Origin of the sequence: Metabacillus sp. B2-18 (assembly GCF_021117275.1) — a bacterium.
In the GTDB taxonomy this organism is placed as follows: Bacteria; Bacillota; Bacilli; order Bacillales; family Bacillaceae; genus Metabacillus.
In genome coordinates, this window is sequence record NZ_CP088245.1 from 4,516,817 (window position 1) to 4,541,917 (window position 25,101).

14 protein-coding genes and 2 pseudogenes are annotated in these 25,101 nt (G+C 35.8%); 6 read left to right on the forward strand and 10 right to left on the reverse strand.

Annotated features, from left to right (window positions below; genetic code table 11):
- The first annotated feature begins 151 nt into the window (after window positions 1-151).
- Entirely contained in the window at window positions 152-1,876 is a 1,725-nt protein-coding gene (locus LPC09_RS22740) for a hypothetical protein (protein ID WP_231308444.1), read from the forward strand.
- A gap of 88 nt (window positions 1,877-1,964) precedes the next feature.
- Window positions 1,965-3,692, forward strand: coding sequence for an O-antigen ligase family protein (locus LPC09_RS22745; protein WP_231308445.1), 1,728 nt, complete (start codon window positions 1,965-1,967; stop codon window positions 3,690-3,692).
- Between the two features lie 455 nt (window positions 3,693-4,147).
- Here the strand turns inward: LPC09_RS22745 and LPC09_RS22750 are convergent.
- Window positions 4,148-5,551: pseudogene (locus LPC09_RS22750) on the reverse strand (alkaline phosphatase); the annotation flags it as partial.
- A gap of 218 nt (window positions 5,552-5,769) precedes the next feature.
- Between LPC09_RS22750 and LPC09_RS22755 the strand changes: the two are divergent.
- Entirely contained in the window at window positions 5,770-7,011 is a 1,242-nt protein-coding gene (locus LPC09_RS22755) for a transglutaminase domain-containing protein (protein WP_098797836.1), read from the forward strand.
- Between the two features lie 263 nt (window positions 7,012-7,274).
- Here the strand turns inward: LPC09_RS22755 and LPC09_RS22760 are convergent, their stop codons facing one another.
- Together LPC09_RS22760 and LPC09_RS22765 are read right to left on the reverse strand one after the other, a co-directional pair.
- Complete coding sequence (locus LPC09_RS22760) at window positions 7,275-7,412, reverse strand: hypothetical protein (RefSeq protein WP_231308446.1); 138 nt, start codon at window positions 7,410-7,412, stop codon at window positions 7,275-7,277.
- Between the two features lie 295 nt (window positions 7,413-7,707).
- Window positions 7,708-8,685, reverse strand: a complete 978-nt coding sequence (locus tag LPC09_RS22765) for an LCP family protein (RefSeq protein WP_231308447.1) — start codon at window positions 8,683-8,685, stop codon at window positions 7,708-7,710.
- A 208-nt stretch (window positions 8,686-8,893) separates the two neighbouring features.
- On the opposite strand from LPC09_RS22765, the gene LPC09_RS22770 reads away from it, so the two are divergent.
- Window positions 8,894-10,306, forward strand: coding sequence for a L,D-transpeptidase family protein (locus LPC09_RS22770; RefSeq protein ID WP_231308448.1), 1,413 nt, complete (start codon window positions 8,894-8,896; stop codon window positions 10,304-10,306).
- A gap of 41 nt (window positions 10,307-10,347) precedes the next feature.
- Here the strand turns inward: LPC09_RS22770 and LPC09_RS22775 are convergent, their stop codons facing one another.
- The 6 genes and pseudogenes from LPC09_RS22775 to LPC09_RS22800 form a co-directional block, all read right to left on the reverse strand.
- Window positions 10,348-11,346, reverse strand: coding sequence for a hypothetical protein (locus LPC09_RS22775; protein ID WP_231308449.1), 999 nt, complete (start codon window positions 11,344-11,346; stop codon window positions 10,348-10,350).
- Window positions 11,347-11,481: 135 nt separating this feature from the next.
- On the reverse strand, window positions 11,482-11,931 hold the full coding sequence (locus LPC09_RS22780; protein ID WP_231308450.1) for a hypothetical protein: 450 nt from the start codon (window positions 11,929-11,931) through the stop codon (window positions 11,482-11,484).
- 169 nt (window positions 11,932-12,100) lie between these two features.
- A complete protein-coding gene (locus tag LPC09_RS22785; RefSeq protein WP_231308451.1) occupies window positions 12,101-15,613 on the reverse strand; it encodes a S8 family peptidase in 3,513 nt (1,170 codons plus the stop codon).
- A 1,085-nt stretch (window positions 15,614-16,698) separates the two neighbouring features.
- Complete coding sequence (locus LPC09_RS22790; RefSeq protein WP_231308452.1) at window positions 16,699-18,573, reverse strand: hypothetical protein; 1,875 nt, start codon at window positions 18,571-18,573, stop codon at window positions 16,699-16,701.
- A pseudogene (locus LPC09_RS22795) lies at window positions 18,531-20,258 on the reverse strand (hypothetical protein); the annotation flags it as partial. The pseudogene LPC09_RS22795 and the gene LPC09_RS22790, both read right to left, overlap by 43 nt.
- Window positions 20,259-20,270: 12 nt before the next feature.
- Window positions 20,271-20,600, reverse strand: a complete 330-nt coding sequence (locus tag LPC09_RS22800; protein ID WP_231308453.1) for a hypothetical protein — start codon at window positions 20,598-20,600, stop codon at window positions 20,271-20,273.
- Window positions 20,601-20,921: 321 nt separating this feature from the next.
- Here LPC09_RS22800 and LPC09_RS22805 point away from each other — a divergent pair, with 321 nt between their 5' ends.
- Together LPC09_RS22805 and LPC09_RS22810 are read left to right on the forward strand one after the other, a co-directional pair.
- A complete protein-coding gene (locus LPC09_RS22805) occupies window positions 20,922-21,584 on the forward strand; it encodes a hypothetical protein (protein WP_231308454.1) in 663 nt (220 codons plus the stop codon).
- A 13-nt stretch (window positions 21,585-21,597) separates the two neighbouring features.
- Window positions 21,598-22,845 carry an efflux RND transporter periplasmic adaptor subunit gene (locus LPC09_RS22810; RefSeq protein WP_231308455.1) on the forward strand — a complete coding sequence of 416 codons (1,248 nt, stop codon included), beginning with the start codon at window positions 21,598-21,600 and terminating at the stop codon, window positions 22,843-22,845.
- A gap of 568 nt (window positions 22,846-23,413) precedes the next feature.
- Here the strand turns inward: LPC09_RS22810 and LPC09_RS22815 are convergent.
- Window positions 23,414-24,976: an N-acetylmuramoyl-L-alanine amidase gene (locus LPC09_RS22815; protein ID WP_231308456.1), complete on the reverse strand. Its 1,563-nt coding sequence runs from the start codon at window positions 24,974-24,976 to the stop codon at window positions 23,414-23,416.
- Window positions 24,977-25,101 lie beyond the last annotated feature (125 nt).

Genomic DNA, 25,101 nt, shown 5'->3' on the forward strand with positions numbered 1-25,101 from the left:
TCGTCATTTTATCATGCAAGCACTACTTTAGAATTAGGATTTCATTCCCATTTATCTACTAGATCCTTTCCTAAGCAACTTTAAATATTTTCATTTTATGGTAATATATTCATAGGTTTATAGAATTATATTTCATAGGAGGATTCAACCATTGAAAAAAGCACTATTTCTTTTAACAGCTATTTTCACTCTTATTTTCAGTGCCAACATCACTCATGCAGCTGCAAAAGATGATGCAAAAGCACTTGGTCAAGGACTTCTGAAAAAGCTGTCATCATTTGAACAAACAATTAACGCTGGTGATATTGAGGACATACATAATCAATATGATGCTATGTCAAATGAAATTAAAAAAACGGAAAGAGCCATTGGGAAGGTTTCAGGAAAATCTAACCGAGATCAATTGAACAATACCTATGTGCGTCCCGCAAAAATTGCGAGAGAACGTGTGATCTATGAGGTTTCTCAATACCGTTTATTACTCATTATCGAAAAGCAATATATTGAAGGCCAACTCGATAAAGCGCAAAGCAATTTAGAAAAGTTAGAGCGCCTGAAGAAAAGAGCCGTTGAAATTAAAGAAGCGGGTGGATATAAAGCGGTTCCCGAAACAATCACTAACACCTTAACAGAGTGGGAAAGCAACATTAAATCTGAACTAAACACTAGCAACCCTGAAGACGGTTGGAAAGCCTCATTTACTGGTGAACCATTATTTGAAGGAAATGTACAAGACGACGGCAGCCTACTTTATGGAAATTATAATATTGTTGATGAAGTCTACAAGGCAGATATTATGTCTTTTGATGTGAATGGAACAAAAAAGAATTCTTGGACTGTACAAGATCACCGAGTTGAACTAGGCGGTACAAAGGAAGACCCGCGAATTGTGACAATTAACTATACAAAGGGAGCCGTTACTTCCTACACAACCGATGGAAAAAAAGAATGGACTTATTCAGTAAATCAAAGCATGGAATTTGAAGATTTCTACCTAATTGGCGAAAACGGAACAGTTTACTTAGTTGTAAAAGATAAAATTCATGCTGTTTCATCTAGCGGTAAGCTTCTATATTCACTCTCTAAGCCGACTGGTGCCTGGGATATGAAACTAGGACCAAATGGATCAGTTTATGTGATAAATATCGACATAAACAATTGGAAAGATAGCACGCTAACAAAGTATTCGAATACAGGAAATGAAGAGTGGACTAACAGTCTAGCGATTGACAACCCAGAGATCAATTACATTAACCATTTTGAGCTACTGAAAGTTGATCATAATGTGTATGTAAATATCATTTATGGTGGAGATGATTATTTCTCTTCAATAGATACCCTTTATTCTTTTAATCCTGAGGGCGAAAAGAACTGGGAAGCAAATGATATTGGGTATGTATATGATTTACGTGAATATGGACTAAGCACTTTAATCTTAACTGGTTCACACTATTATTCTTTAGATGCTAATGGAAATATTCAAAAAGAGATTGAGATTATCCCTGACTTTTCGGATGACTATATTCACAGCAGCTTCTTCAGTTCTACTAACCAGCTTTATATGAATACTAGTGAATATATCGCAAGCATCACACCGAATGGCCAATTCAGTTGGCAATCAAATATTCCTTATACAGAGTGGGCATCTCTTTATCCACTTAATAACAAGATTCTATTTACTCCATTTGATGATAATAAAGCTTATGTTTATTCAAATAATGGAGACAAATTAGGAACATATAATTTGGGTTATACAGGTGGGTATATAAGATTATCAGCTGAAAATCCAAATACAAACACAATCTTCTTAACGCAAAGTGAGTATATTGAAAGTCTTGATCAAATTAAAACAACATTACATGCGTTAAAGTATTAGTTGATTATTATGGTAAGATTATAGAAAGAGGAAGGAACAGCTACATGGCTGTTTCTTTTTCTTATGTAGTTTACGGAAGGTGCGTCTAATGGTATTTATCATTTATCTTTTTTTATTGTTATCTCTCATAAGCTTCGGGCTTTACCCTAGTGAGTTAATGTACAAATATTCCCTCGTACTGTTTGCTTTCGTAGGGATTTATTTACTCATTCGTTTCATACGTCATCAACCTATTTATATTCCTCTATGGTTATTGCCGATACCTCTTTTATACTTGTTTACTCTGTTCTTAGGTGCTGAATCTGTTCAAGGGACCTTGGATCAATTTCTAGTTTGGAGCACGGTTATTGCTTTTGGTGTGTTATTTATCCACCTAAAAAACCCCAGTCAGCAACTACCATTAATCCTTGCTGCTCTAAGCTGGACAATGATTATAGGAACCTATTTTATTTTAATAAAAATCATTTCGTTTCCACATTTTATTTTACCTTTATCTAAAGAACTTTCCGGACTTGGTGAGCGCCTTGGAGGATTTTTGCAATACCCAAATGCTTTTGCATCCTTTCTTGCTGCCATCATTTTGTTTCATCTTGTCCAAGCTATGAAGGAGTCAAAAAAACATCTTTACTTCCTTCATAGTTTCATTGTCCTGCCGGCATGGCCTTTGTTTTTATTAACAGAGTCTCGAGGGGCATGGCTTCTATTTGCCGCAGTATGGGTGATGTCATTTTATGTTGTATCAGCAAATCGGCATGTACAATATTTTCTTTTATCTTCCTTTATGATTTCAGGTGGAACTCTTCTTTATATGTTATTTACGTTAAGTGGTACGATTAAAATTACATTTTTATCGATAATTTCACTGATGTTCTTAGGTGTCATTGTTTGGATTGGAGACAGATTTAAAGTTTTAGAGAAAGTACCTAACCTTAAGAACCGTCATATCTTTCCACTAGCCCTAATAGTCTTTATCGTTTTAACAGTGAGTGACCTTTATTGGAAAGGATTGTTTTACAGAATCTTACCTGACTCCTTACAACGTCGTTTAGGATTTGATGTTGGTACGTTTTCAGAGCGAGTACTGTATTGGAAGGATTCGCTGGAACATTGGGAGCAATTTACCTGGATAGGACTTGGCGGAAAAGCCTGGCAGCTGTTCATGTATCGTATTCAATCTTCTCCGTATTTAACAAGTGAAGTTCATAATAGCTTTTTAAATATATGGATTGAAATTGGGATCGTTGGACTGATCTATGTTTGTATTATTTTAATTAAAGTTGGCTATCGTTTATTGCGTAGTCATGCAGCGGCGTTTCCTGCTTTTCTCTTTTTATTAATACACGGAATGTTGGAGTTTACTTTTTCCTATCCTTTCTTTTTACTTTTTCTGTTGTGTCTTTTAGTCACTCCAAAGAAGTTGGAGCTATCTTCTTTAAAAAACAAAATTGCGATATCAAGCACATTTATCCTTCTTGTTAGTAGTGCCTTGTTATCCTATCAATTTCTGAATGCCGATTCAGCGTATAAAGCAGCAAACAGTTCATTGACTAGAGAAGAAGCACAGCAATGGATTCTAAAGGCTATCGATAAAAACGCATGGGAAACTGATTATGTCCGCTTTGCCGTAGAAAATAATCTAGTTTCAGGAAATGAAAAATTAAGATTACTAGAACAATCTTTACAATATGAACCAAATCATGCTTGGTTGCTTTATCAAGCTGGTAAGGCTGCGGAAGAAACTGGAGATTTTAAGAAAGCAGAGGATTATTATGAGCTTTCTAAAGAGAATAACCGCTATCCTAATAGAAGGAATTGATTAAGGGAAAAGCTTTGTAGGAGAAAGATCCCACAAAGCTTTTTCTTTATATCTTAGTGTTTTGCATAAGATACTTTGCTATCTGCTTGAACGTAGTATCCGCCACCTACATGGATTTGATCTCCATCTACACTATAAACACGGTACATGTTACCTTTTTTAAGTGTTTTTTCAGCCTTACCATCTTTCATTAAAGAAGTATCAGCTTTAATAGTAACAAAACCAACATAGAATACTACTTTTGAATTATCATGCTTAACAGTATAGCCGCCACCTACGTCATACACACCGTCTTCTGAGCTAAATACGCGAATGCCTTCGCCAGCTTTTAACGTACGGAATACATCACCGTTAGGCTTATACATAGTTGTGTCATTCTTAATTAAGATACGACCAATATGTTTACCTGTTTCTGGCTTTTCTTCATTGTCATCACCAGGTACATAGTTTTCTTCAAGAAGATCAAAGATAATTTTTGCTTGATCTGTATTGTCGATTAATCCAGCAAAACGCTCGCTTTGTGGACCATATGCATATACAGGTACATCTTCACCAGTGTGTCCACCAGTAGTCCAACCAGTAACAGAATGGTCATCTACGATTGCTTCAATTGCATTATCAATAGCTGTACCGTTTTTTGCAACAGCTGCATCTTTCACAGCCTGAATTTCTTCTTTAGTGATCTTGCTGTAGAAATCAGCTGCAATGTACTTTTTCATGATTCCTTCAACATCAGCTTTGTCGCCAGCAGCAAAGATTTCAGCTGCAATGTAGTCAGGTGTTTTTGAGAAAGCTTTAATTGGTCCTACGTGGAAGTTGTAGTCTCCACCTGGAGAAGCTTTTGTGTTAGATCCAAGAGAAATACCACCAGTAGCATGGTCAGCAGTTGTAACAACTAAAGTGTGACCATCTTTTTCAGCAAATTCGATTGCTGCTTTAAATGCTTTTTCGAAATCTTCCATTTCACTCATCGTACCAACAACATCATTGTCATGCTCTGCCCAGTCGATTTGGCTTCCTTCAACCATTAAGAAGAAACCATCTTCGTCCTTGCTTAAACGCTCGATTGCTGTTTCAGTCATTTCTTCTAATGAAGGAATGCTGTCTGGACGGTCGATCATTTTTGGAAGACCACCATCAGCGAATAAACCTAAGATTTGCTCGCTATCATCGTTCATAAGCTCTTCTTTTGTTGATACAGTTGTATAACCTGCATCCTCAAATTCTCCTACAAGATCACGCTTATCTTTACGCATATCAGCAGAGAAGTTCTTTAAACCTCCACCAAGAAGAACGTCTAATTTATGCTCGCCATTTACTAATTCATCAAAGTAGTCATTAGCGATTGCATCCATATTTTTACGGCTCTCATCATGTGCACCATAAGCAGCTGGTGTAGCATGCGTAACCTCAGAAGTTGCAACTAAACCAGTTGCTTTTCCCATTTCTTTTGATTGCTCAAGAACTGTTTCGTATGGATTTTTTTCATTGTCCATACCGATTGCATTATTGTATGTCTTGATACCAGATGCCATTGCTGTTGCTGCAGATGCAGAGTCAGTAATGTTTTGTGCTGGATCATCCGGATATGTAGTTTGCATTCCGACTAAATACTTGTCGAACTCAGTTGGTTCCATTTCTTTTGTTTTCGGATTATCCTTCATGTAGCGGTGTGCAGCAAGCGGAGAAGGCCCCATACCGTCACCAATTAAAAAGATAACGTTTTTAATTTCTGGATCGCCTTTACTTTTTGCACTTGAAACAGTTGTATTTGATGTTGCCCCAATAACACCTGCAATGGCTACTGAAGATAGAATTGTAACCGGGACTAATTTCTTGAAAAGATCTTTACTTTTCATTGCTCATCCTCCTACTAGTTATCTTGTACACTAGTTTTATATTAATAGAGTTTTGTTAACCAAGTATTTACCTATTGTAAATTGTGGTAAAAATTATGTAAAAAATGTAAATATATTGTCAAAACATTGTTTACTTTTTTCCATTGTCGGGAAGTTTACTAGTTTGTGATAAAAGTTTGCTATAATTCTAGTAACTCTAATAAAAGGTGGTAGGTAGGATGTTGATGCTAAGGAGAGCCTTGTTACTAGTGATCCTGTTTTTTAGCTTCTCACATGTACAAGCTTATGCGGGTTCTTGGGAAGTTCCATATAAAGATGCATTAAACGTAGCTAATCAATTGAAACAAAAGCAAACATCATTTGATCGGGCAATCAATCAAGGAAATCTTGAGTTAGTCGATTCTTTATATAATGATTTTTCAGCTATGATCGGAAAAACAGAAAGAGCTATAGGGAAGGTTCCACGCAGTTCAAAGCGTGAGTATTTGTTGAAAGAATTTGTAAGACCAGCAAAAATCTCCAGAGAACGGGTCATTTATGAAGTATCACAGCTTCGTTTGCTAGAGCAAATCGATGCAAACGTGAAAAAAGGAAGCTTTAATGAAGCAAAAAACTTACTAGCAAAGCTTGATCGTTTAAAGAAGAGAGCTGTTGAAATTAAGAATGCGGGTGGATATGCTTCACTACCTGCTGCGGTAAATAGCTATCTTACAAATTATGAAAACACCTTGAGAGATACAATAGAAACAGGTAGTGCACCTAGCCTTTATTCTTCTATTTATAATGGAATCTCGAGTATAAAGCCAGAAATTAATGTTGGGAGTTTTTCAAAGGATTCAGATGTTGTTTTTGAAACATTGAATTCGGTTCTTCAAGATCATCCCGAGCTTTTTTATTTTAGCTATAAAGGGAGTTTGTTCTGGTCTGATGGGAGATTTGAAATTAAGTATCTTTATTCTACTAGTACAATCTTATCGATGAAGAGTCAGTTAGAGCAAAAGGCTAATCAGATTCTGGCTCAAACGATTACTCCTGGCATGTCTGAGTACGAAAAGGTAAAGGCCATTCATGATTACCTAGTTTTGAATATGGCGTATGATTATGATAATTATCTGCGAGGGTCTCTACCTGAAGATTCTTATAATGTGTATGGTGCACTTATTAAAGGGACAGCGGTTTGTGAAGGCTACACTGAAGCTATGATTTATTTGTTAGGTAAGTTGAATATTGAAACGAAGTATGTAACAGGTACAGCTAACGGTGGGGCTCATGCTTGGAATAAAGTAAAGATCGATGGTGCGTGGTATAACGTCGATGCAACTTGGAATGATCCTGTTCCGGATAAGAAAGGGTATGTGCGTTATGATTACTTCCTGGTGACGGATAGTGAATTGGCGAAGGATCATAAGTGGGATAATTCTGGGTTTCCGAAGGCGACGGATGGGCGATATATGAAATAGGTGGTTTTTAGATATGGCGGGCAGTCCAATTTTTGTGAGATTGGGCTGTTTTTGTTTTGTGTGAGACTGTTAGCACTTATGGGGGAGGTGTTTTGTCGGTCATCTCCTTTATGAACGACAGTTTCTTCTTTTTTTGGTAGCGTTTTGTCGTTCATCTCCTTTATGAACGACAGTTTCCTCTTTTTTGGTAGCGTTTTGTCGTCCATCTCCTTTATGAACGACAGTTTCTTCTTTTTTTGGTAGCGTTTTGTCGTTCATCTCCTTTATGAACGACAGTTTCTTCTTTTTTTGGTAGCGTTTTGTCGTTCATCTCCTTTATGAACGACAGTTTCCTCTTTTTTGGATTGTGGTTTGTCGTTCATCATCTTATGAAAACCAATTTCCCCAATTTTAACTCTCACCTTGGTCTTCATCTCCCACATGAAGACCATCTCACCCTTATTCCAGCACCACCTTGGTCTTCATCTTCCTTATGATGACCATCTCATCCTTATTCCAACACCACCTTGGTCTTCATCTTCCTCATAAAGACCACCTCCCCCCATTTCCACCACCACTTTTATCTTCACCCAACTTAAGAAGACCCTCCACCACCACTCTGGTCTTCATCTGCTAAAAAACAACTACTTCCCTTACTCCCATTAAACAAAAAACGCCCAGGCCACCACAAGGCCTGAGCATTCCCTCAAAATCTAATTACTGTTCCTCATCCGAATCACTCGTCACCACCGACGAACCGCCATTCAAAAACGCATCCAACGCCGCTTTATTCTCTTCCATATCAATCTCCAATACAGAACCTGCATGAGAATAACTTTTACTTGTGTACGAGCCCTCAACAGGAATTGTCATTGTTTCAATGTCTTCTGGTGTGTTTAAAACAAAGTCTTTTAAAATACCAATCACTTCAGCACCATCAACATTTGTTTCAATATAAGGCTGTACCGTTCCAATTAATTTAGGAAGCTTCGTTACACCATTCACACTAATTAATTCGTCTTTTAAAGCATTAATTACTTTCTGTTGACGTTCAACTCGTCCAAAGTCACCTTTGGCATCTCCACGGTATCTTGCATATCCAAGCAGCTCTGCTCCATCAAGCATTTGCACACCAGGCTCTAGACTTACACCAATGTTTTTAGACATACTGTGTTCAACATCCATCTCAATTCCGCCAGGTGCAAGTGTATCAACAACCTGCTGGAAGCCTTTGAAGTCAACTAATGCATAATAATGAAGATCAATTCCAAAGTTTTCTTCAATTGTTTTTCTTAACAATTCAGGGCCGCCTAAGAAGTAAGCTGTGTTCACTTTATAGTTTTTGTAATCCGGTATTTCAACATACGTATCACGCATGATCGATACAAGCTTAGCAGTTCCTTCTTTTGTATCGTATTGTGCAATCATGATCGTATCAGTTCGTGACTTTTCTTCACCTCGGGAATCAATCCCGAGTAACAGAACATTAATTTTCCCTAACTTATCGACTGCTGCTCCTTCAAAGTCAGTCGCAGCATTTTTATCAAATCCCTCACCCGCTGCCTGTAGGCCAGTGTAATATTGATAAAAAATAAAACCACCAAAACCAAGTATAAGAACTAGAAGGAAGAAAAACCCTCTAACAAATTTTTTTTTCTTTTTTTTCTTTTTATGACGATCTTGTCTTTTATTCATCGTTTATCCTCTTTCGTAATAGATAGTAGATTACTAATAAGTAATTGTATCATTTTTTTTGTATTTTGAAAGTTAAATTTAAGGCACTTTTGGGAATTTTAAACAAATGTTCTCTCTTGTATTCTATTCTGTTTGTCTATAGACTTAAAATTAATGATTTTATCGTAGACCTATATAGTAGAAGAAAACGGTATTGGAGGTATTTTTTTTGAAAAAGCATCTATTATTTTTCTTAGCACTTCTGGTTTGTTTTTCGATGATTCCACAAACTTCAAATGCAGCCAGTCAGCTGAATGGCTTTGATTCTATGAACCAAATTAGAGATGAAAGCCAGATCATCATCGTGAATAACAATGGTGGCATCGGTGCTATCCTCACAACATATGAAAAAAGTAACGGTGAGTGGAGAAAAGCTCTTCCAACCATGTCGGCCGTCGTTGGTAAGAGCGGTATTTCAACTAAGCAAAAAGAAGGTGACGGTATTACACCAACTGGAGTGTACTCTCTTGGCACTGCTTTTGGCTGGGGTGAAAAACCAGCTGGTGTTAAGCTGCCATATCGAACTACAACAGCAAATGATTATTGGATAGATGACCCAGCTTCTTCTGATTACAACAAATGGGTTACCTATAATGGAAACCCTAATACTCGCTGGAATTCCTATGAAATTTTAAAGCAATCTCTTTACAAATATGCAGTAGCGATTAACTACAATACAGACCCGATTGTGAAAGGAAAAGGAAGTGCGATTTTCTTACACGTATGGAGAAGCTCAACAAGTCCAACAGCTGGTTGTGTTGCTCTTGCAGAAGAAAATGTAAAGAAGCTTTTAACATGGATTGATCCTGCGAAAAAGCCAATCATTGTAATTGGAAAGACAAGCCAAAATAACAATCTTTTAAATGATCATGCTGAAGAAGCAGCAAGGCAAGCTGTAGCAGATGCTCAAATAAAGGCCAATAAGCTAAGAGGTAAATACGTTGCATCATCTGTTGAAGAAGTAGCTCTTTCTCCTCAATTTAACTCAGACTATTCAGTTGCGAAAACAGCGGTCTTAAACGCACAGACAAAAATAAATCTACTTCAAAGTACGAAAAAACATGAGCTACAACAAGGGCTAGATGCAGTTAAACCCTATCAAATACGATCAGCTCAATTCATTGATGCTGTTAATTACGGAAAAAATGAAGTAGAAGCTTCAAGAACCAGCGTTTATGAGTTTGTACAAAATGATACATTTACTCCTGAACTAGTTCAGTCCTATCATTTACTATCTGTGAATATTAGAAAAGAAGAGCTTATAATAGGGAAGGTTTATGGAAGTGAAACACGCAAATACATGGCTGAGGCACTTGTTAAGCAAGCGAAGATTGTTCGTGAGACGGTTATTTACGAGGTTTCTATTTTTGAGCTATTAAATAAAATAAATAATCTCATGGCTCAAAACGATCAAGCAGCTGCTTTTAAAGAACTAGAAAAACTCGATCGTTTAAAACATCGCGCAGTTGAAATTAAGGAAGCAGGAAATAAGCTATACCCTGGAAAATATCCAGATCTACCCAGCATGAAGGCTTTCTTAGAAACGTATGAAGCAGAAACGAGAAGCAAATTAAATGAGTAATAAAGGTAAGGGCAGCCCTCTTCTAGGCTGCCCTGCTTATATTAATAATTATCTTTATTTTCTAAATACCCATCATAAAATACACTTGGTGTTTTATTTTTAGAATCAGCATTAAAAACATTGAAGGTGTAGCCACAAGATCCTACATAATACCGATATGAATCTTCAGGGAACGAAGAAGGTACATAGCCTTGGCAAGCAGATGAAGCATAAGCATACCAAACAGCCCCATTTTCAGTAGAAAAGTAATCAATTGCATTCACAATGTTAGTTGCCCATTCTCTTACAGCTTCATCATTTCCTTTTGCATTGATTTCATCTAATTTTTCTAAACTAGACCTAGAAAAGGATCTAAGGAAAAAGCCGAAACCATCTTCACCAACTGGTTCCATCGTCCATCCTTTTAACTCAAGTAAACTACCTTCATCATTGATGTAAACATGATTCAAGTAAACTAAAAAGTCGTGAATGGTCCCTATTTCAGATGGGACGATTTCTTCACTTGTATTCGCGTTAAGCCGCTCAACAATATAGCTTTCCCACCAATGTAATGAACGATTGATGGATGTTGGTAGGCTTTCGTATCCTCCAGCTTCTTTTATTTGCTTTGCTCTTTTTTGTAGCCTTTCAAGTTTGGCGTAATCACTTTCCGCTTCAGCTAATTGATTTAAGTCAAAGCGTTTATCAATGATATATAACAATCTTATTTGAGAAATTTCATAAATTACACGTTCTTTTGCTATTTTAGCCGGACGAACATACGTTGTATTTAAGTAATTTCTGTTTGAAGAACCTGATACTTTTCCAATTAGTAACTCTGTATTGCGAATTTTTTTCGTAAACGCATCATATTGAGCATCCACATTATATAAATTTCCAGAGTTTATATAGCTATTAAACTTTGATAATTCCTTTTTCAATTCTTCTCCCGCACTCACTGCACGCTGATAATTTGAGTTCGATGCAGCATATGTACCTGTGGCTGGTATCATAAGCACAAAAGCAAAGATGAGAGATAGAATACCATTGAATCTTTTCATTTTGCACGCTCCTTTTATTAATCTGCTAAACCATTTTACCATTAAGTAACAAAAGGGTGAGTGTAACATTTTTACCATTTTTATTCCTGATTTTATAGAACAAAAAGCCCCACAATTTATTGTGGGGACTTAAAATTAATTCACAACTGTAATAGTTTTCAAGACATTTAGACCATTTTCATCGACATAATACTCTAGTGTTACATTACTACCTTCTTTAATAGAATCAAAGTCAACTTCTGTTTCTAGCGTTTGGAAGATCATAGGTCCGTGATCCGCATGGTCAACTTCAATGCTATGTGTATCAACTTGTCCATTGTAGACACCTTCTAGACTTTCAGTGCTCACTTGTTCAGAATCTACCGCAGGTTCTTCCGTTGCTTCTTCCCCTTCAGCCTCTTGCGTTACTTCTGCTGTTTCTTCTTGAGGTTCTTCTGTTTCTTTTACTTCTTCAGTTGCTTCAGTTGTTTCATTTTCTTCTATTGTATTTTCTTCAGTTGATCCATTCGCGCTTTGTTTTACATCCGTACCACATCCCGCAAGGAAAATGGAGGTTAAAAGAAATAAAACAGCTAACATTCTCATTATGATCACCTCATTATACTTATTAAGAATATGATATCAACAATGTCGAAATTGGTCAAAATTAATAAAGTACTAAAAATCGTTCAAAAGCAGTTGATAAATAAACGTTTGATTAAGATGTAAATCGTAAAAGACCCTCTATGAATCTCTCATAGAGGGCCTAAGAACCTTATTGAAGTGTTAACTTATATGGTGAAATGCTAGCATTACCATTTTTATCTTCTACTTTAAAGAAGTAAGTACCTTTTTTCAGGTTCACATAAAACTCTTCAGAATCTCCTTTTCCATAAAGATCCTTTTTAAGAATTTGCTTTCCGTTTGCTTCATAAAGACTTATTACACCATCTATATCCGTTGGTACATCTAGTGATACTTTATATTTCTGTTTTGCGTTTGGAATTACAAGCTTATAGTAATCAACATCACCTTTACCAGTTGATGGATTTAAGTAGCCTGTACCCGTTAATTTCCCACTTTTGTCTTTGCTTAGTGAAATTGGTTTTGATGGAACATTATTTTTAATGACAGACCCTTTGTCTTCATCCACTTTATTCCCTGAAGCGAATGTAAACTTGTAATCTTTGAATGATGCTGTTCCATAGTAATCAAACAAGACAACAAAATAACCTTTTCCTTTTGATGCATGGAATGATCCACGTTCTTCATCACCAGAGAAACCGAAGTCTGTAATTGTTAATTTCCCTTCTTCTTCAACGTCTAATTCTCCATCTCCATCTGTGTCCTCAATGACAAACACAACTGGATCTAATTCTCTTTGAATTTGTTTAGGATATTTACTATTTGTCTTACTTTCCACTGGTTGTACTTGATATCCGTAAATACCATTTGAATCCGGTGTGAAGTAGAACATGTCCATATCTTGCTCTGTTGAGAAGTTACCAGTGATCGTTCCTGGCTTTAACTCTGTAGCTTCTGCATAAACATCGTTTGATTCTTGCTTATCAACTGGAGATTCAGCAACAAACTTGGCAGAGAACGTGTACTCGTTAGAGTTTGGACGATAATTCGGATCTGCTAACTTAATATAGTATGTTTGATCAGCTTTTAATCCTACATACGTTTTCTCATTCATTGATACTCCAACCATATCAAAGTATAGATTAGAAGCTAGCATATTAAAGCTACCTGTTTCAGGATCTTGCTGATAAATTTCAATTCCAGCTTCTGCTCCTTTGCCATCATAAGAAACTTCATATAATCCTGTTTTATCTAGCTCAACCGAATACCAGTCTTCATCACCGCTATATTGGAAATAACCTGTTTTTACTTCATCCACAGCGTATGGCATTGCAATCTCAGGGACAAGTGAATAATAATCTTCTTGGCCTCCCATTAGTAATGCCAATAAATCTTCTAAAATACCATTTCGAATACTATCTTTTGTTGTATAAGCTTGTTCCACGTCTTCCTCTGTTACTTCTTCAGAGTAGTCATATGCTGCCTCGGGGAACTGATCTTCATCAGCTGGTAATACTGTTTTATCGAGTGTTACTTGATAAGGGATGTTTGAAGAAAACCCTCTTGTTAAATCTAGTCCTTGATCTAAATATCCCCACATTAACAATTCAGATAATGGGTTATTCGTTACTTCAAGAATATAAGTAGCTCCAGGCATACCAGTAAATGTGAATGATTCACCTTGTCCATATCCTTTGTCATTTACAGCGTCGTAAAGCATCTTCTCTTCGATAACTTCCCCGTCCATCTCAAATTTCTCAACCATATAAAGATTTAGGGTAACGTCAATTCCAGGAACACCTGTTGAACTAAATTCGTATGTTTCTGAACTATCACTGCTTTCAGGAACAGAGAACGTGAAAAAGTCACTATCACCAATATTTAATGGATCAACAGGAACTTCTTCATCAGCTGGTGTTTCTTCTTCTGAAACTGGTGGTGTTGCTTCAGTGAAATATAGGTTACCTGATTTGTATGGGAACTTTGTAATAGAAGCCATATTTTCTTCAGATAAACCATCTTCTTGTAACTCAGCTACTTTTTCAACCGTTAATGTGTACGTTTGTTTTGCTGATTCACTATATTTCTTCAATGCATCTTTAACGCCAATAACAACAGTTCCTGCTTCAGGTGCTTTGTATAAGGAAGCCTCTGTTGCACCAACTGTTACATCGTTTACTGTTAGCTTTTCTGCTGCTGCTTCTGTTTCTCCTTCTGGGAAGAAATAAAGCTCATATTCATAGTCATTATTCTTTTTATAAGGATCTAAGCTTACTTGTACATATTCTCCTGCATTTACAGGCAATTGATAGTAATCTGTTTGATAAAGCTTCGTAATAGCTCCTTTTTGAACAGATTTTTCTTCACCATCAAGTGTTTTTGCTTTTTCTACTAATTGATCTTCTGATACTTTTTCTACCGCTGGTATTTTTGAAGTATCATATTTTAAGGCATTAATAGGATTGATTAAACCAAATCCATAAGTTGTGTCATAGCCTTTGCTACCTAAATCTGTTGCAGTAGTATTTAAAATATACTGAACTTGCTGTGGCGTTAATTTAGGATTTTTTGATAATAGTAATGAAACGGTTCCAGCTACAACAGGCGAAGCCATTGAAGTTCCATCAAGCTCCATAAAAGTAGAACCGCGTTCCGCATCATAAGCTGAGCTGTAGATGTCTTGACCTGGCGCAACAACATCAACAGATGAACCATAAGTTGAGAATTCAGCTAGCTGATTTTCTTCATTCGTTGCCCCTACGCTAATAACACCATTGAATGACGCTGGATATTCTAGCATTTCAGATCCACTATTACCTGCTGCTGCAACAACAGTAATATTCGCTTCAATTGCTTTATCAATTGCTTCTTTAATAATTGGAGAAGGGTATGTTGATCCAAGACTTAAGTTAATCACTTGTACCTTTTGTTTAACCGCCTCTAAAATACCTTCCGCAACAGAATAATCACTTGCAAACATTGAGCGATTAAATACATCAATCGATACGATTTGAACATTTGGGTTAACTCCATAGCCACCCACTTCATTGTTCTTCTCAGCAGCAATAATCCCAGCTACATGTGTACCATGTAAATCTGTTGCACCCTTTTTCATAGGATCCATTACATTATAGTTATAAACGATCTTATTCTTTAATTCAGGATGATTCGCATCAACACCCGTATCAACTACGGCTACTTTTACTTTGTTTTTACCTGCTAGTTTTGTAGCATCATCAATTTTAAGATTATCTAAATGATACATCTCAGATCTCTTTTGGTCCGGTAAACCAAGCTTAGAGATTTTAGCACTCTTAGAAACCGATTGAACATCAGCACGCTTCATATAATCTGCTGCTACTTTATCCAGGTTCTTCTTATTCGTTACTCGAACAACGTCATATTGAAGAGAGCTTACTTTCTTCACTAATGTTGTACCCATTTTTTTATGAGTATTAGAAGAGATACCTTTCTTATACTTAACAACTAAAAGGTCATCGTAAAACACTTCTTCCTCATTTTTTGACGTAGGAAGAGATTGTACACTTGAATTCTTAAATCCAAGCTTGCTTAATGCTTCGTTATAACTCTTTTGAGCTTGCTCTGGCTGACTCGTCGCATAGCTTACCTGACTTTGCCCCACAGAGGAAAAAGTCAAAGCTAAAGCAAATGCCATAACGCCTGCCTTCTTAAAACTTTTCATGTGCCTACCCACTTTCTTTTTTATTACTTCCACTTATTAGTTTACGACATAATTCCTTTTTTTTCCTCCTTTTTAAATGAGAATTTTTTTCATTTTGGTAAAATGGCACTTTGGGAGGGGGGTGAATCGTTGGTGCTATGGGGTTCGTGGTACTTTTGTGCTATTTAAATATAAATTAAGGAAATTGGTGGAGCAATGTGATTGAGGTGGGGTTGATTTTTGTTGTTACTATTGGGGGTATTATATAGATTTGATAACTTTTATTAATTTACCTCTTGAAGACGGACATAAATTTTGGTTGGGATGGGTATTCTATATATGTGTGTGTTACCTTTTTGAGTGCTGAAATATGCACTCTTTTTTAGTTTGAATGAATTCTATTTTTCTCAAGTTAAAAATAAAATTAAAAAATAAACATTTAAATATATCAATGTAGTACCTTTCTTACAATTCTTAATGTATTTAATAAAATAACTTTTATTATATTTTTTTACAAATATTTTGTATAAGGCAATTTTATTTATAGGTGTATCACCTTTTAGAGTGTGATTTTATATTTTAAGAATCACTCCCTGCAATTACTTGATATGTTATTTGAATAAATTCACTATGTCTTGTTAAGTTAATATCTTCTTTTAATGGGGAAGGCATTCGAATAGTTTAAATAGCATAGGGTAATTGTTAATTGTATTTAAATTAGTTAAGATAGCAGATTTTCACACTACATAAAACTAACAATCAACTCCAATGTGATATATATTGATATAATTTTGATCACTTAACAAAAAATCAGATAAATGAATTTAAAAACTTCTGAACTTGTTGCTACATTCTATTTTTGTAATCTAGTTCCGCCCTTTTAACATCATCAAAAAATAACAGTAAATATTCGGTTGTTGCGTAACCCAACCTCTTAACTCTCCTTAAATAAAAAAGCCTAATCCATAAAAGAATTAGAAATAGGCAAGTCAGAAAAGTATTCTATTTATATTTAATATGTTTGAAATACTGTATCATTCAGATTGTTAGATAAAAATGATGTTACAGAGTATCTATAACATCATTTCTAAAGTCTTATTGTAAAATTAAATAAATTTTACAATTCCATCCTCTACAATAAAAGTATCACCCATATTTAAGGATGAAAATGCCACAGCTTGAACATCTTGTGTTGGTGTTGGATAAATCTCTTTTAATTTAGCTAATACAGCCTTTTGATCATCCTTCAATCCAGTATACGTTCCCACTACTTGAGCATAATCTAAACCTGTAAAGAACACCGCAAATTCTTCTTCTGATACTGTATCGTCTTCATCTTCTCCATCTGCATCAGCAATTAAGGAACCGATTGGAGTTACATCAAGGTTTTCTTTTGTTAGTAGGTCTGCAAGTTCCTTAATTAATTCTTCATTTACACCTTCTAACTTAAGTGTTTCAATTTTATCTCCTGTTGCTTCAACGATGATTTGGTTAATCTTCTCCAGATCAGTTAACTCTTGTGTTGGCGTTGGATAAATCTCTTTTAATTTAGCTAATACAGCCTTTTGATCATCCTTCAATCCAGTATACGTTCCCACTACTTGAGCATAATCTAAACCTGTAAAGAACGCCGCAAATTCTTCTTCTGATACTGTATCGTCTTCATCTTCTCCATCTGCATCAGCAATTAAGGAACCGATTGGAGTTACATCAAGGTTTTCTTTTGTTAATAGGTCTGCAAGTTCCTTAATTAACTCTTCATTTACACCTTCTAACTTAAGTGTTTCAATTTTATCTCCTGTTGCTTCAACGATGATTTGGTTAATCTTCTCCAGATCAGTTAACTCTTGTGTTGGCGTTGGATAAATCTCTTTTAATTTAGCTAATACAGCCTTTTGATCATCCTTCAATCCAGTATACGTTCCCACTACTTGAGCATAATCTAAACCTGTAAAGAACACCGCAAATTCTTCTTCTGATACTGTATCGTCTTCATCTTCTCCATCTGCATCAGCAATTAAGGAACCGATTGGAGTTACATCAAGGTTTTCTTTTGTTAATAGGTCTGCAAGTTCCTTAATTAACTCTTCATTTACACCTTCTAACTTAAGTGTTTCAATTTTATCTCCTGTTGCTTCAACGATGATTTGGTTAATCTTCTCCAGATCAGTTAACTCTTGTGTAGGCGTTGGATAAATCTCTTTTAATTTAGCTAATACAGCCTTTTGATCATCCTTCAATCCAGTATACGTTCCCACTACTTGAGCATAATCTAAACCTGTAAAGAACGCCGCAAATTCTTCTTCTGATACTGTATCGTCTTCATCTTCTCCATCTGCATCAGCAATTAAGGAACCGATTGGAGTTACATCAAGGTTTTCTTTTGTTAATAGGTCTGCAAGTTCCTTAATTAACTCTTCATTTACACCTTCTAACTTAAGTGTTTCAATTTTATCTCCTGTTGCTTCAACGATGACTTGGTTAATCTTCTCTAGATCTGTTACTGGTATTTGCTCATTTGGATCAATTTTAAATTTAGAATAATCCCAAACAAATGCTATATTATCTTCCTGATCCACCTCAAATACATATAGGTATGGGGTACTTTGATTTATTCCCAGAAATAAATCGTTAATTTCATATTCTGATATTCCAACTGGTATTTCTTCACCGACAACATAATCTGTATGGTCACTTTTTACTATATAAACTAATCGGTTCCCTTCAGCTAGTATTGCATTAGTAACTCTTGGCCCACCATGTTCAGTTGATGTAAGAAAATGTATATCATGAGATACATTTATTAAATCACTTGAGATTACTTCATGATTGAGTGTGACTTCAGCACTTACATATTTTCTGACATCTGACGAAGTTGGAGTATATTTTTCATCAGTAGCTCCTTCAATCGCTACTCTGTTATCGCCATTTAAGTTATCTACTCTATACCATTGAATACGATCTCTTCTTGTCTCTCCCACCCAGTAGGCAAAATGACAGTTAACTCTCTACCAGCAATTGCCTGGTCAGATTCACTATCAATTCCATCAATTGTTAGTGTAGTTTGCTCTCTTACTGAAATAGAATATGGAGAACTCGATGTTCCATCACTTTTTATATTATTTGCCCTATCTATAGCCTCAATATAATACTGAACCCCTGATGTTGTTACATCTTCCGGTAGAATATCGAAATTGTAATTATTATCAACACCCTTTATCATATCTACTTGTATATATTCTGTTTCACCTGTTGTTCTGTAAAATAATTTTACACTCGCAACTTCTACATTATCACTAACATCAGCTGATATATTTATAGATTGATTTTCTACCGCCGTTGTTACTGGAGTATGTGAAATAGTTGGCAATGTTCTGTCACTAGGGGTAGGAGTTCCCCCTGGACTCACCGGCGGTACAGTATTCCCCGGAACCGGAACCTCAACCCCATCCGAATCCTCAACTTTACCTTTATTATCAACAACAATCTTGTCTGTTACTGACTTATCCTTCTCAATCTTCTTAACAACTGCATTCTCTGCAACTGAAATTGCTGCATTACTATTTTTTATTTTTACTAGTGTAGAAGATAAATCTCCCTTTAACAGAACCAGAGAATTTTTATCTTTCGTCTCAACTTGAAGAGATTGTAATAATGCTCCATTTTCTGCATCAATTGTTGCTTTAGCGTTAAGGATCATTTCTAATACTTTAGCACTTGCTCCTAATTTAACCTCTGCACCTTGTCCGCCTACTGTTACCTTAGAAGATGATAGATCTCCATTTAAGGAAACAATTCCAAGATCTTGAGCAGGGCTGATTACTAAGGACGGAATTTTCACGCCAGTTTCTGCTGTGATATTTGCACTTTGATTAAGCACTAGTTCACCAATGATGCTAGTTTTTCCAAGGATCAGTTGGATAGGTACTGGTATATCTAAAATACTTGAGATTCCTTTAGTTGTTGATACAACCTTTTGTTCCTCAACTTTCACACTTCCTGTTACATTCACATTTGTTAATGTCACTTTACCAGCTGAGCCGTCTGCACCTTTAAGGATGATATTTCCTTTTACCTCAAGGTTTTTAAGCTCAATGAATGTACCTTTAGGAACTGTAACAACGATATCTTTTTCAATTGTTTGAACTTCATCTTCTCCATAAACAGTTGGCTTGTTAGCATCTGTTGAAGTTCCTTCTACAGTAATTGTAAAGCCACTTTCGATTACTTCTTTGGCTTGTTTTAAAGAGTCAGCCATTTTCTTTAATTCAGGGTATTTTCCTGGGTGAAGTTTATTTCCTTCAGCTTTGATCTCAACCGCTCTTTTTTCAAGACGATCTAATTTTGCGAAGTTTTCTTCTGCTTCTGCAACTTTACCTTCTTCTAACTGTCGAGTGATTAGGTCTTGTAAAGTGTAGCGTGATACTTCATAGATAACTGATTCTCTAGCAATCTTTGCATCTAGAAGAAATTCCCCACGTACTAGTTCACGATTTTGTTCACCGTATACTTTACTAAAAACACGTTCTGCTCTATTAATATCTGCTGATAATTCATGGTATGTTTCGACCATATCTTCATCAATAACATCTTCGTTTATGTATTGTGTTAATTCATTTGTTTTCGCAGTTAGGGCATCTCCGATCTTGATTGCGTCAATTAATCTTGCTGCTTTTGATTAAGTATTTTTTGCTGCATCTAGTTGAGCAACAAGAGCACTTTTATTTGCGGATACGTTTGCAAGTGCTTTTTCAGCCACTACAATGTCTTTCTTCGCTTTGTCATAAGCATTGACGAATTCTTTGGAAAGGCTGATACTTTTTACTTTACTTAGGTCGTAGTATCCTTTTAATTGATTGGAAGAATCATAGGCTTGTTTGACTAGTTTTGAAACATCAGTTGCTGCAGATGCGTCAGCTGGTCCAGCTGCTACAAATGCCGCCCCAGTTAAAGCTGTAACTGCTGCTGCTTGAATGAGTTGTTTTTTTAATTTTTTCTTTTTCTTCAAAATAAACACTCCTATACTAGTATTTTCCACCTAGTCATATTACCACATTTATACATAGCGTGTGTAATATTATGTATTTTTCTTGAAGAAAATTGGTAAAATTGTATTTCGAAAGGGATTTCCTATTAAAACTAATAGGATAAAAGGATTATTCATCATGAAATAGTCCAATCCTATATAACAAGTTACAATTTCTTAGTAGATACTAATATCTATAAAAATGATATTTTAATTTCTTCATAGGTCATCAAACCTATTTTCCATTCTCTGCAAATTAAGTTAGAATACAAATATAGACATATTTTTAAAAGGAGCACACGAATGAATTACCATTTGAACATAGTGAAAGGGCTATTTAGACCACAAATCAGCCTTTATCAACTACAGAAAGCAGAAGCTATCAAAGGAGTTTTCCCCAAACTGATTTTGCTATATGTTTTATGCTTAATCACTTATGCAACTAGTACATATTTCGGAATCGGAACGGAAACTTATTCTGGAAATATTACAAATTATACGTTAGAAGAATATGAATCTGGCAAGCTGCTATTACTTGGAGGAAAGCTCATTTCTAGCATTCTATATCCAACCCTTTTTATCTGGTTTGCCTCCATATTTTTTTGGATCTTTCTAGAAATCCCTTATATAAAAGTAGTCATCGTGCAATCGTTTGGATTTGCTTTCTTACTACTTGGACAAATTGTAACAATGCCAGTTTTGGTTTTACTTGATCTAAATCTGATAAGCAATCCTTTTTCTTTTGGTGTACTTAGTCAATACGCATTTGAACATGAGTATTGGAACTCTTTTTTCGGTTCCATCACATTGTTTCATCTAGTAGCATTAATTCTTCAATACTATTATTTAGCATCTCTTAGTGAAAAAAATAGATATGTAGCTCTTACTCTTTTGATTTTGTTCTACCTAATAACTTGGCTACTGACAGGGTTAATGGCATTCATTAAAATCCCTGTATTATTCTAAGGAGGTGGACGAAATGAAAAGATGGGTAAGTATTGTGTTAGCAGTTATTGTTATCGGATTTATTGGAACAAACGTTTATTTAATTTTTAAAGATGATAGTAAGGTTCAGCATACCGTTCATGTTGAAAAGTGGACTCGAGTACAGGAACGAGATATTGTTGAAACGTTTGAAACAGATGGGATCTTGGTCCCGAAGGAAGAACAGGATGTATATCTTCCACTGGAAAACATTGAATTTCAGCAATTTCTTGTAGAAGAAGGAGATGAAGTGGCGATTGGAACTCCTTTATTTTTATATACATCACCTGAAATCGATTCTTTGAAAGAAACACTCGAATCAGAAATCACACAGGTTGAGGGTGAAATAGAAGGTGTTGAAGACTACATTGACTCTCTAGAAGACTATCAAAGCTCCATCCCTAGTACCACATCTGAAATAGAGGTAGACTCTATTCTTGAAGATGGGTTAAAGATTGATGTACACGCATCCTCTGAAATGATTGAAAGCACAATTGAGCAGGAAATTTATAAGCAGGAGCTTGAAAAACGAAAGCTTGAAGAACAAAAGACGAAGTACGAAAATCAGTTAGACAACATTAATGAACAAGAAAATTCGGCCTCTATGGTCAGTAACATAGACGGAGTTGTTGTTGAAGTTAATAAAAATCTCGGAAACCCTATTATTACAATCGCATCAAATGAATTAGCAATTGAAGGAGAATTTTCAGAAAAGCAACTCAAAAAAGCTGATACTGGTATGAAATTGACTGCAACTGCTTCTGGCGAGAAAAAGAAGCTCGAAGGTACACTTGATAAAATCAATCCATATCCAGTCAATGAACCAGCAATTGACAAGGAAAATGCGTATAACTTTGTTGCAAGCATTCTTGAACAGCCAGAAACAGCACCAATCGGGACAAAAACAACGGTTTCTGTTGTAACGGCGGAAGCAATTGATGTACCTGCAATACGTGATGGAGCGATTCATGGAAAGAAAACTTCTTATGTTTATCAGTTAAATGAAGATGGACAAATTAAGAAGAAAACGGTTGAAAAAGGCTTGAGCTTTGATGGTTATACGGAGATTGTTAAAGGTTCTGACATTGGAGAAGTTACGATGCTTAGTCCAGAGAAAGCACCTCAAACTAACACTAGCTTTGTAACCGAAATGAAGCCGAAACAGATTACAAAGGCTGCTTTGAAGGACTTTACTTCTCGTGAAGTTTGGAAATATATATTGATTGGTTTGGTTGAGCGGTAATTAAAAGAACCCGAGTATGTTAGTTTAACGGTTTTTGTTTTGAAGTACAAAATTAGAAATAACCGTACTATTTGCACTTAAATTAAGAGATAATATGATTAGCAAAAATGCTTGGAACATTGTGACTCCAAGCATTTTTACATTATTTTGCATAGAACTTTTACTAAATTTCAAAAGATAAACGGAAAAATTCCGTCTAAATAGAGAAATACCAGCATTTTTCACAAAATAAGGGGAATTACTCCGCTTATATGAACTTATTCTTTAAAATTAGCTATATAGAGAGCAGTTAGCCGGAATATTTCCGCTTATATCGGCCTTTTAAGCATCTATTGTATACTTTAACCAGAATTTTTCCGCCTATTAATTGCTGTATCTCTTAGAAAAAATCAACAATGAATAACATCAGAGAGTCTTAACTACCATAACCCTGCCACTTTCAGTACATCAATCTCCTCGCACACTGACACTAATTTTGCCATCCTGTTAAAAGAATGCTAATTAAGCTTTTGTACTCGAAAACCGAATTACTTAATAGTAGAAACTCAGGTTTCTTATTGGTTATGATTCAGGGTGTAACAATCACCCGAACTTCTTTCTCAACTTCTTCCAATGTTTCCTCAATCATTACCGGCAGTAACTCATATCCACCTACCTGCTTAATCGCATCCGCTCTACCTTTCAGACGTTCTAAGACAGATAATTTTGCCTCAGCCTTCACCAACTGATTTTCGGCAGTCAATTTCCGCATTACTTCTATTAATCTAAGCTGCGAAACTTCATAAATTGTCCGTTCTACGGCAATTTTCGCAGGTCTAACATAGGTAGTATTTAATGCCTGTCGATTTGAAGCTCCACCAACTTGTCCAATTTTCACTTCCGTTAAGCGAAGCTGTGCTGTTAGTTGATCATATTGGCCGTCCACTACATAAAGATCTCCATTGTTAATCGCTTGGTTATATCTATTTAGTAAACGGGTTAACAACGCACCCTGTGTCTCAGCTTCACTTTTTCTTAAGTCGGCATTTATTTTACTAGGTAGCGCTTGATATCCGCCTACCTGCTTAATGCCAATTGCCCTTTTCTTTAAACGTTCAAGCTTCTTTGTTTCACTGATGGCTTGGTTTTCATTTCCCACATTAATAGTTGATTGAATCGCATCTAATAGACGATATTGTGAAACCTCAAAAATCGTTCTTTCTACCGCAATTTTCGCAGGCCTTACATACCGTTCATTTAAGTTAGCACGATTTGATGAGCCTGAAACTTTCCCAATCTTACTTTCTACATTTTTCAATTTCTTTGTAAAAGAATCATAGAGTGTGTTTACCACTTTAAGATCTCCAGCTTCAATCGCTTTGTTATAAGCTGCTAACTGCTGAAGTAATTTTTCCCCTTCAGCTGAAGCAGAGCCATTCAAACCAAAGAAGTGATCAACTCCGTTCGCCATTCCTTCAGCAAGCTTTTCTTGATAGGCATTTGTTGATAGCTTTTGATCTTCCTCTGGATTTGACATAAACCCTACTTCTGGAAGAACAACAGGCTGTTTCGCCCAGTTAAAGCCAGTAATATCAGTTCTTGGTGATAGACCATCACCATTCGCTTTATTGGCACTGGTTGATTTTATTACTTCATTAATCATGTGAGAAGCTGCCAATTCACTTTTTTCATTAATGCTTTTTGTGTACGAGCCTGATGGATATAAAACATGAATTCCTGTTATATTTCTGTTTGTGCTTCCATCTGCATGAACTCGGATTGTTAAATCTGCACTTTTTGCATTACAAAACTGTGCGCGATCCACATTGCTTAAATTCACATCATGATGTGTTCTTGTCATATATACTTGATAGCCTCGTTCTTTTAACTTTGCTTCTAGCTTTTTAGAGATTTCTAAAACTAGCACATATTCTGGCTTTTTCGTTGAAATGCCTTGTGTACCTGAAGATACTTTAGCTTTCATTGTTTTAGATCCTGGTGCGTTTGGTTCTTTCGTATTATTACCTTTTCGTTGATGACCTGGGTCAATACAAATAACCTTAGATTCAGCGGCTTGTGCTTTAGAATTTGGATGAAAAATACCAACCACTAATATTAGTCCAAGTATGATGTTTACTATCTTTTTATTCATTTGTTCCCCTCCGAACTTTCATATCCAACTATATTATCGGCAAAGGAATGTTGATATTTAGTGCTTATGTAAAAAAATTACAACAAAAAACCAAGCCCTAGTTCTAATGAGCAGGGCTTGGTTAA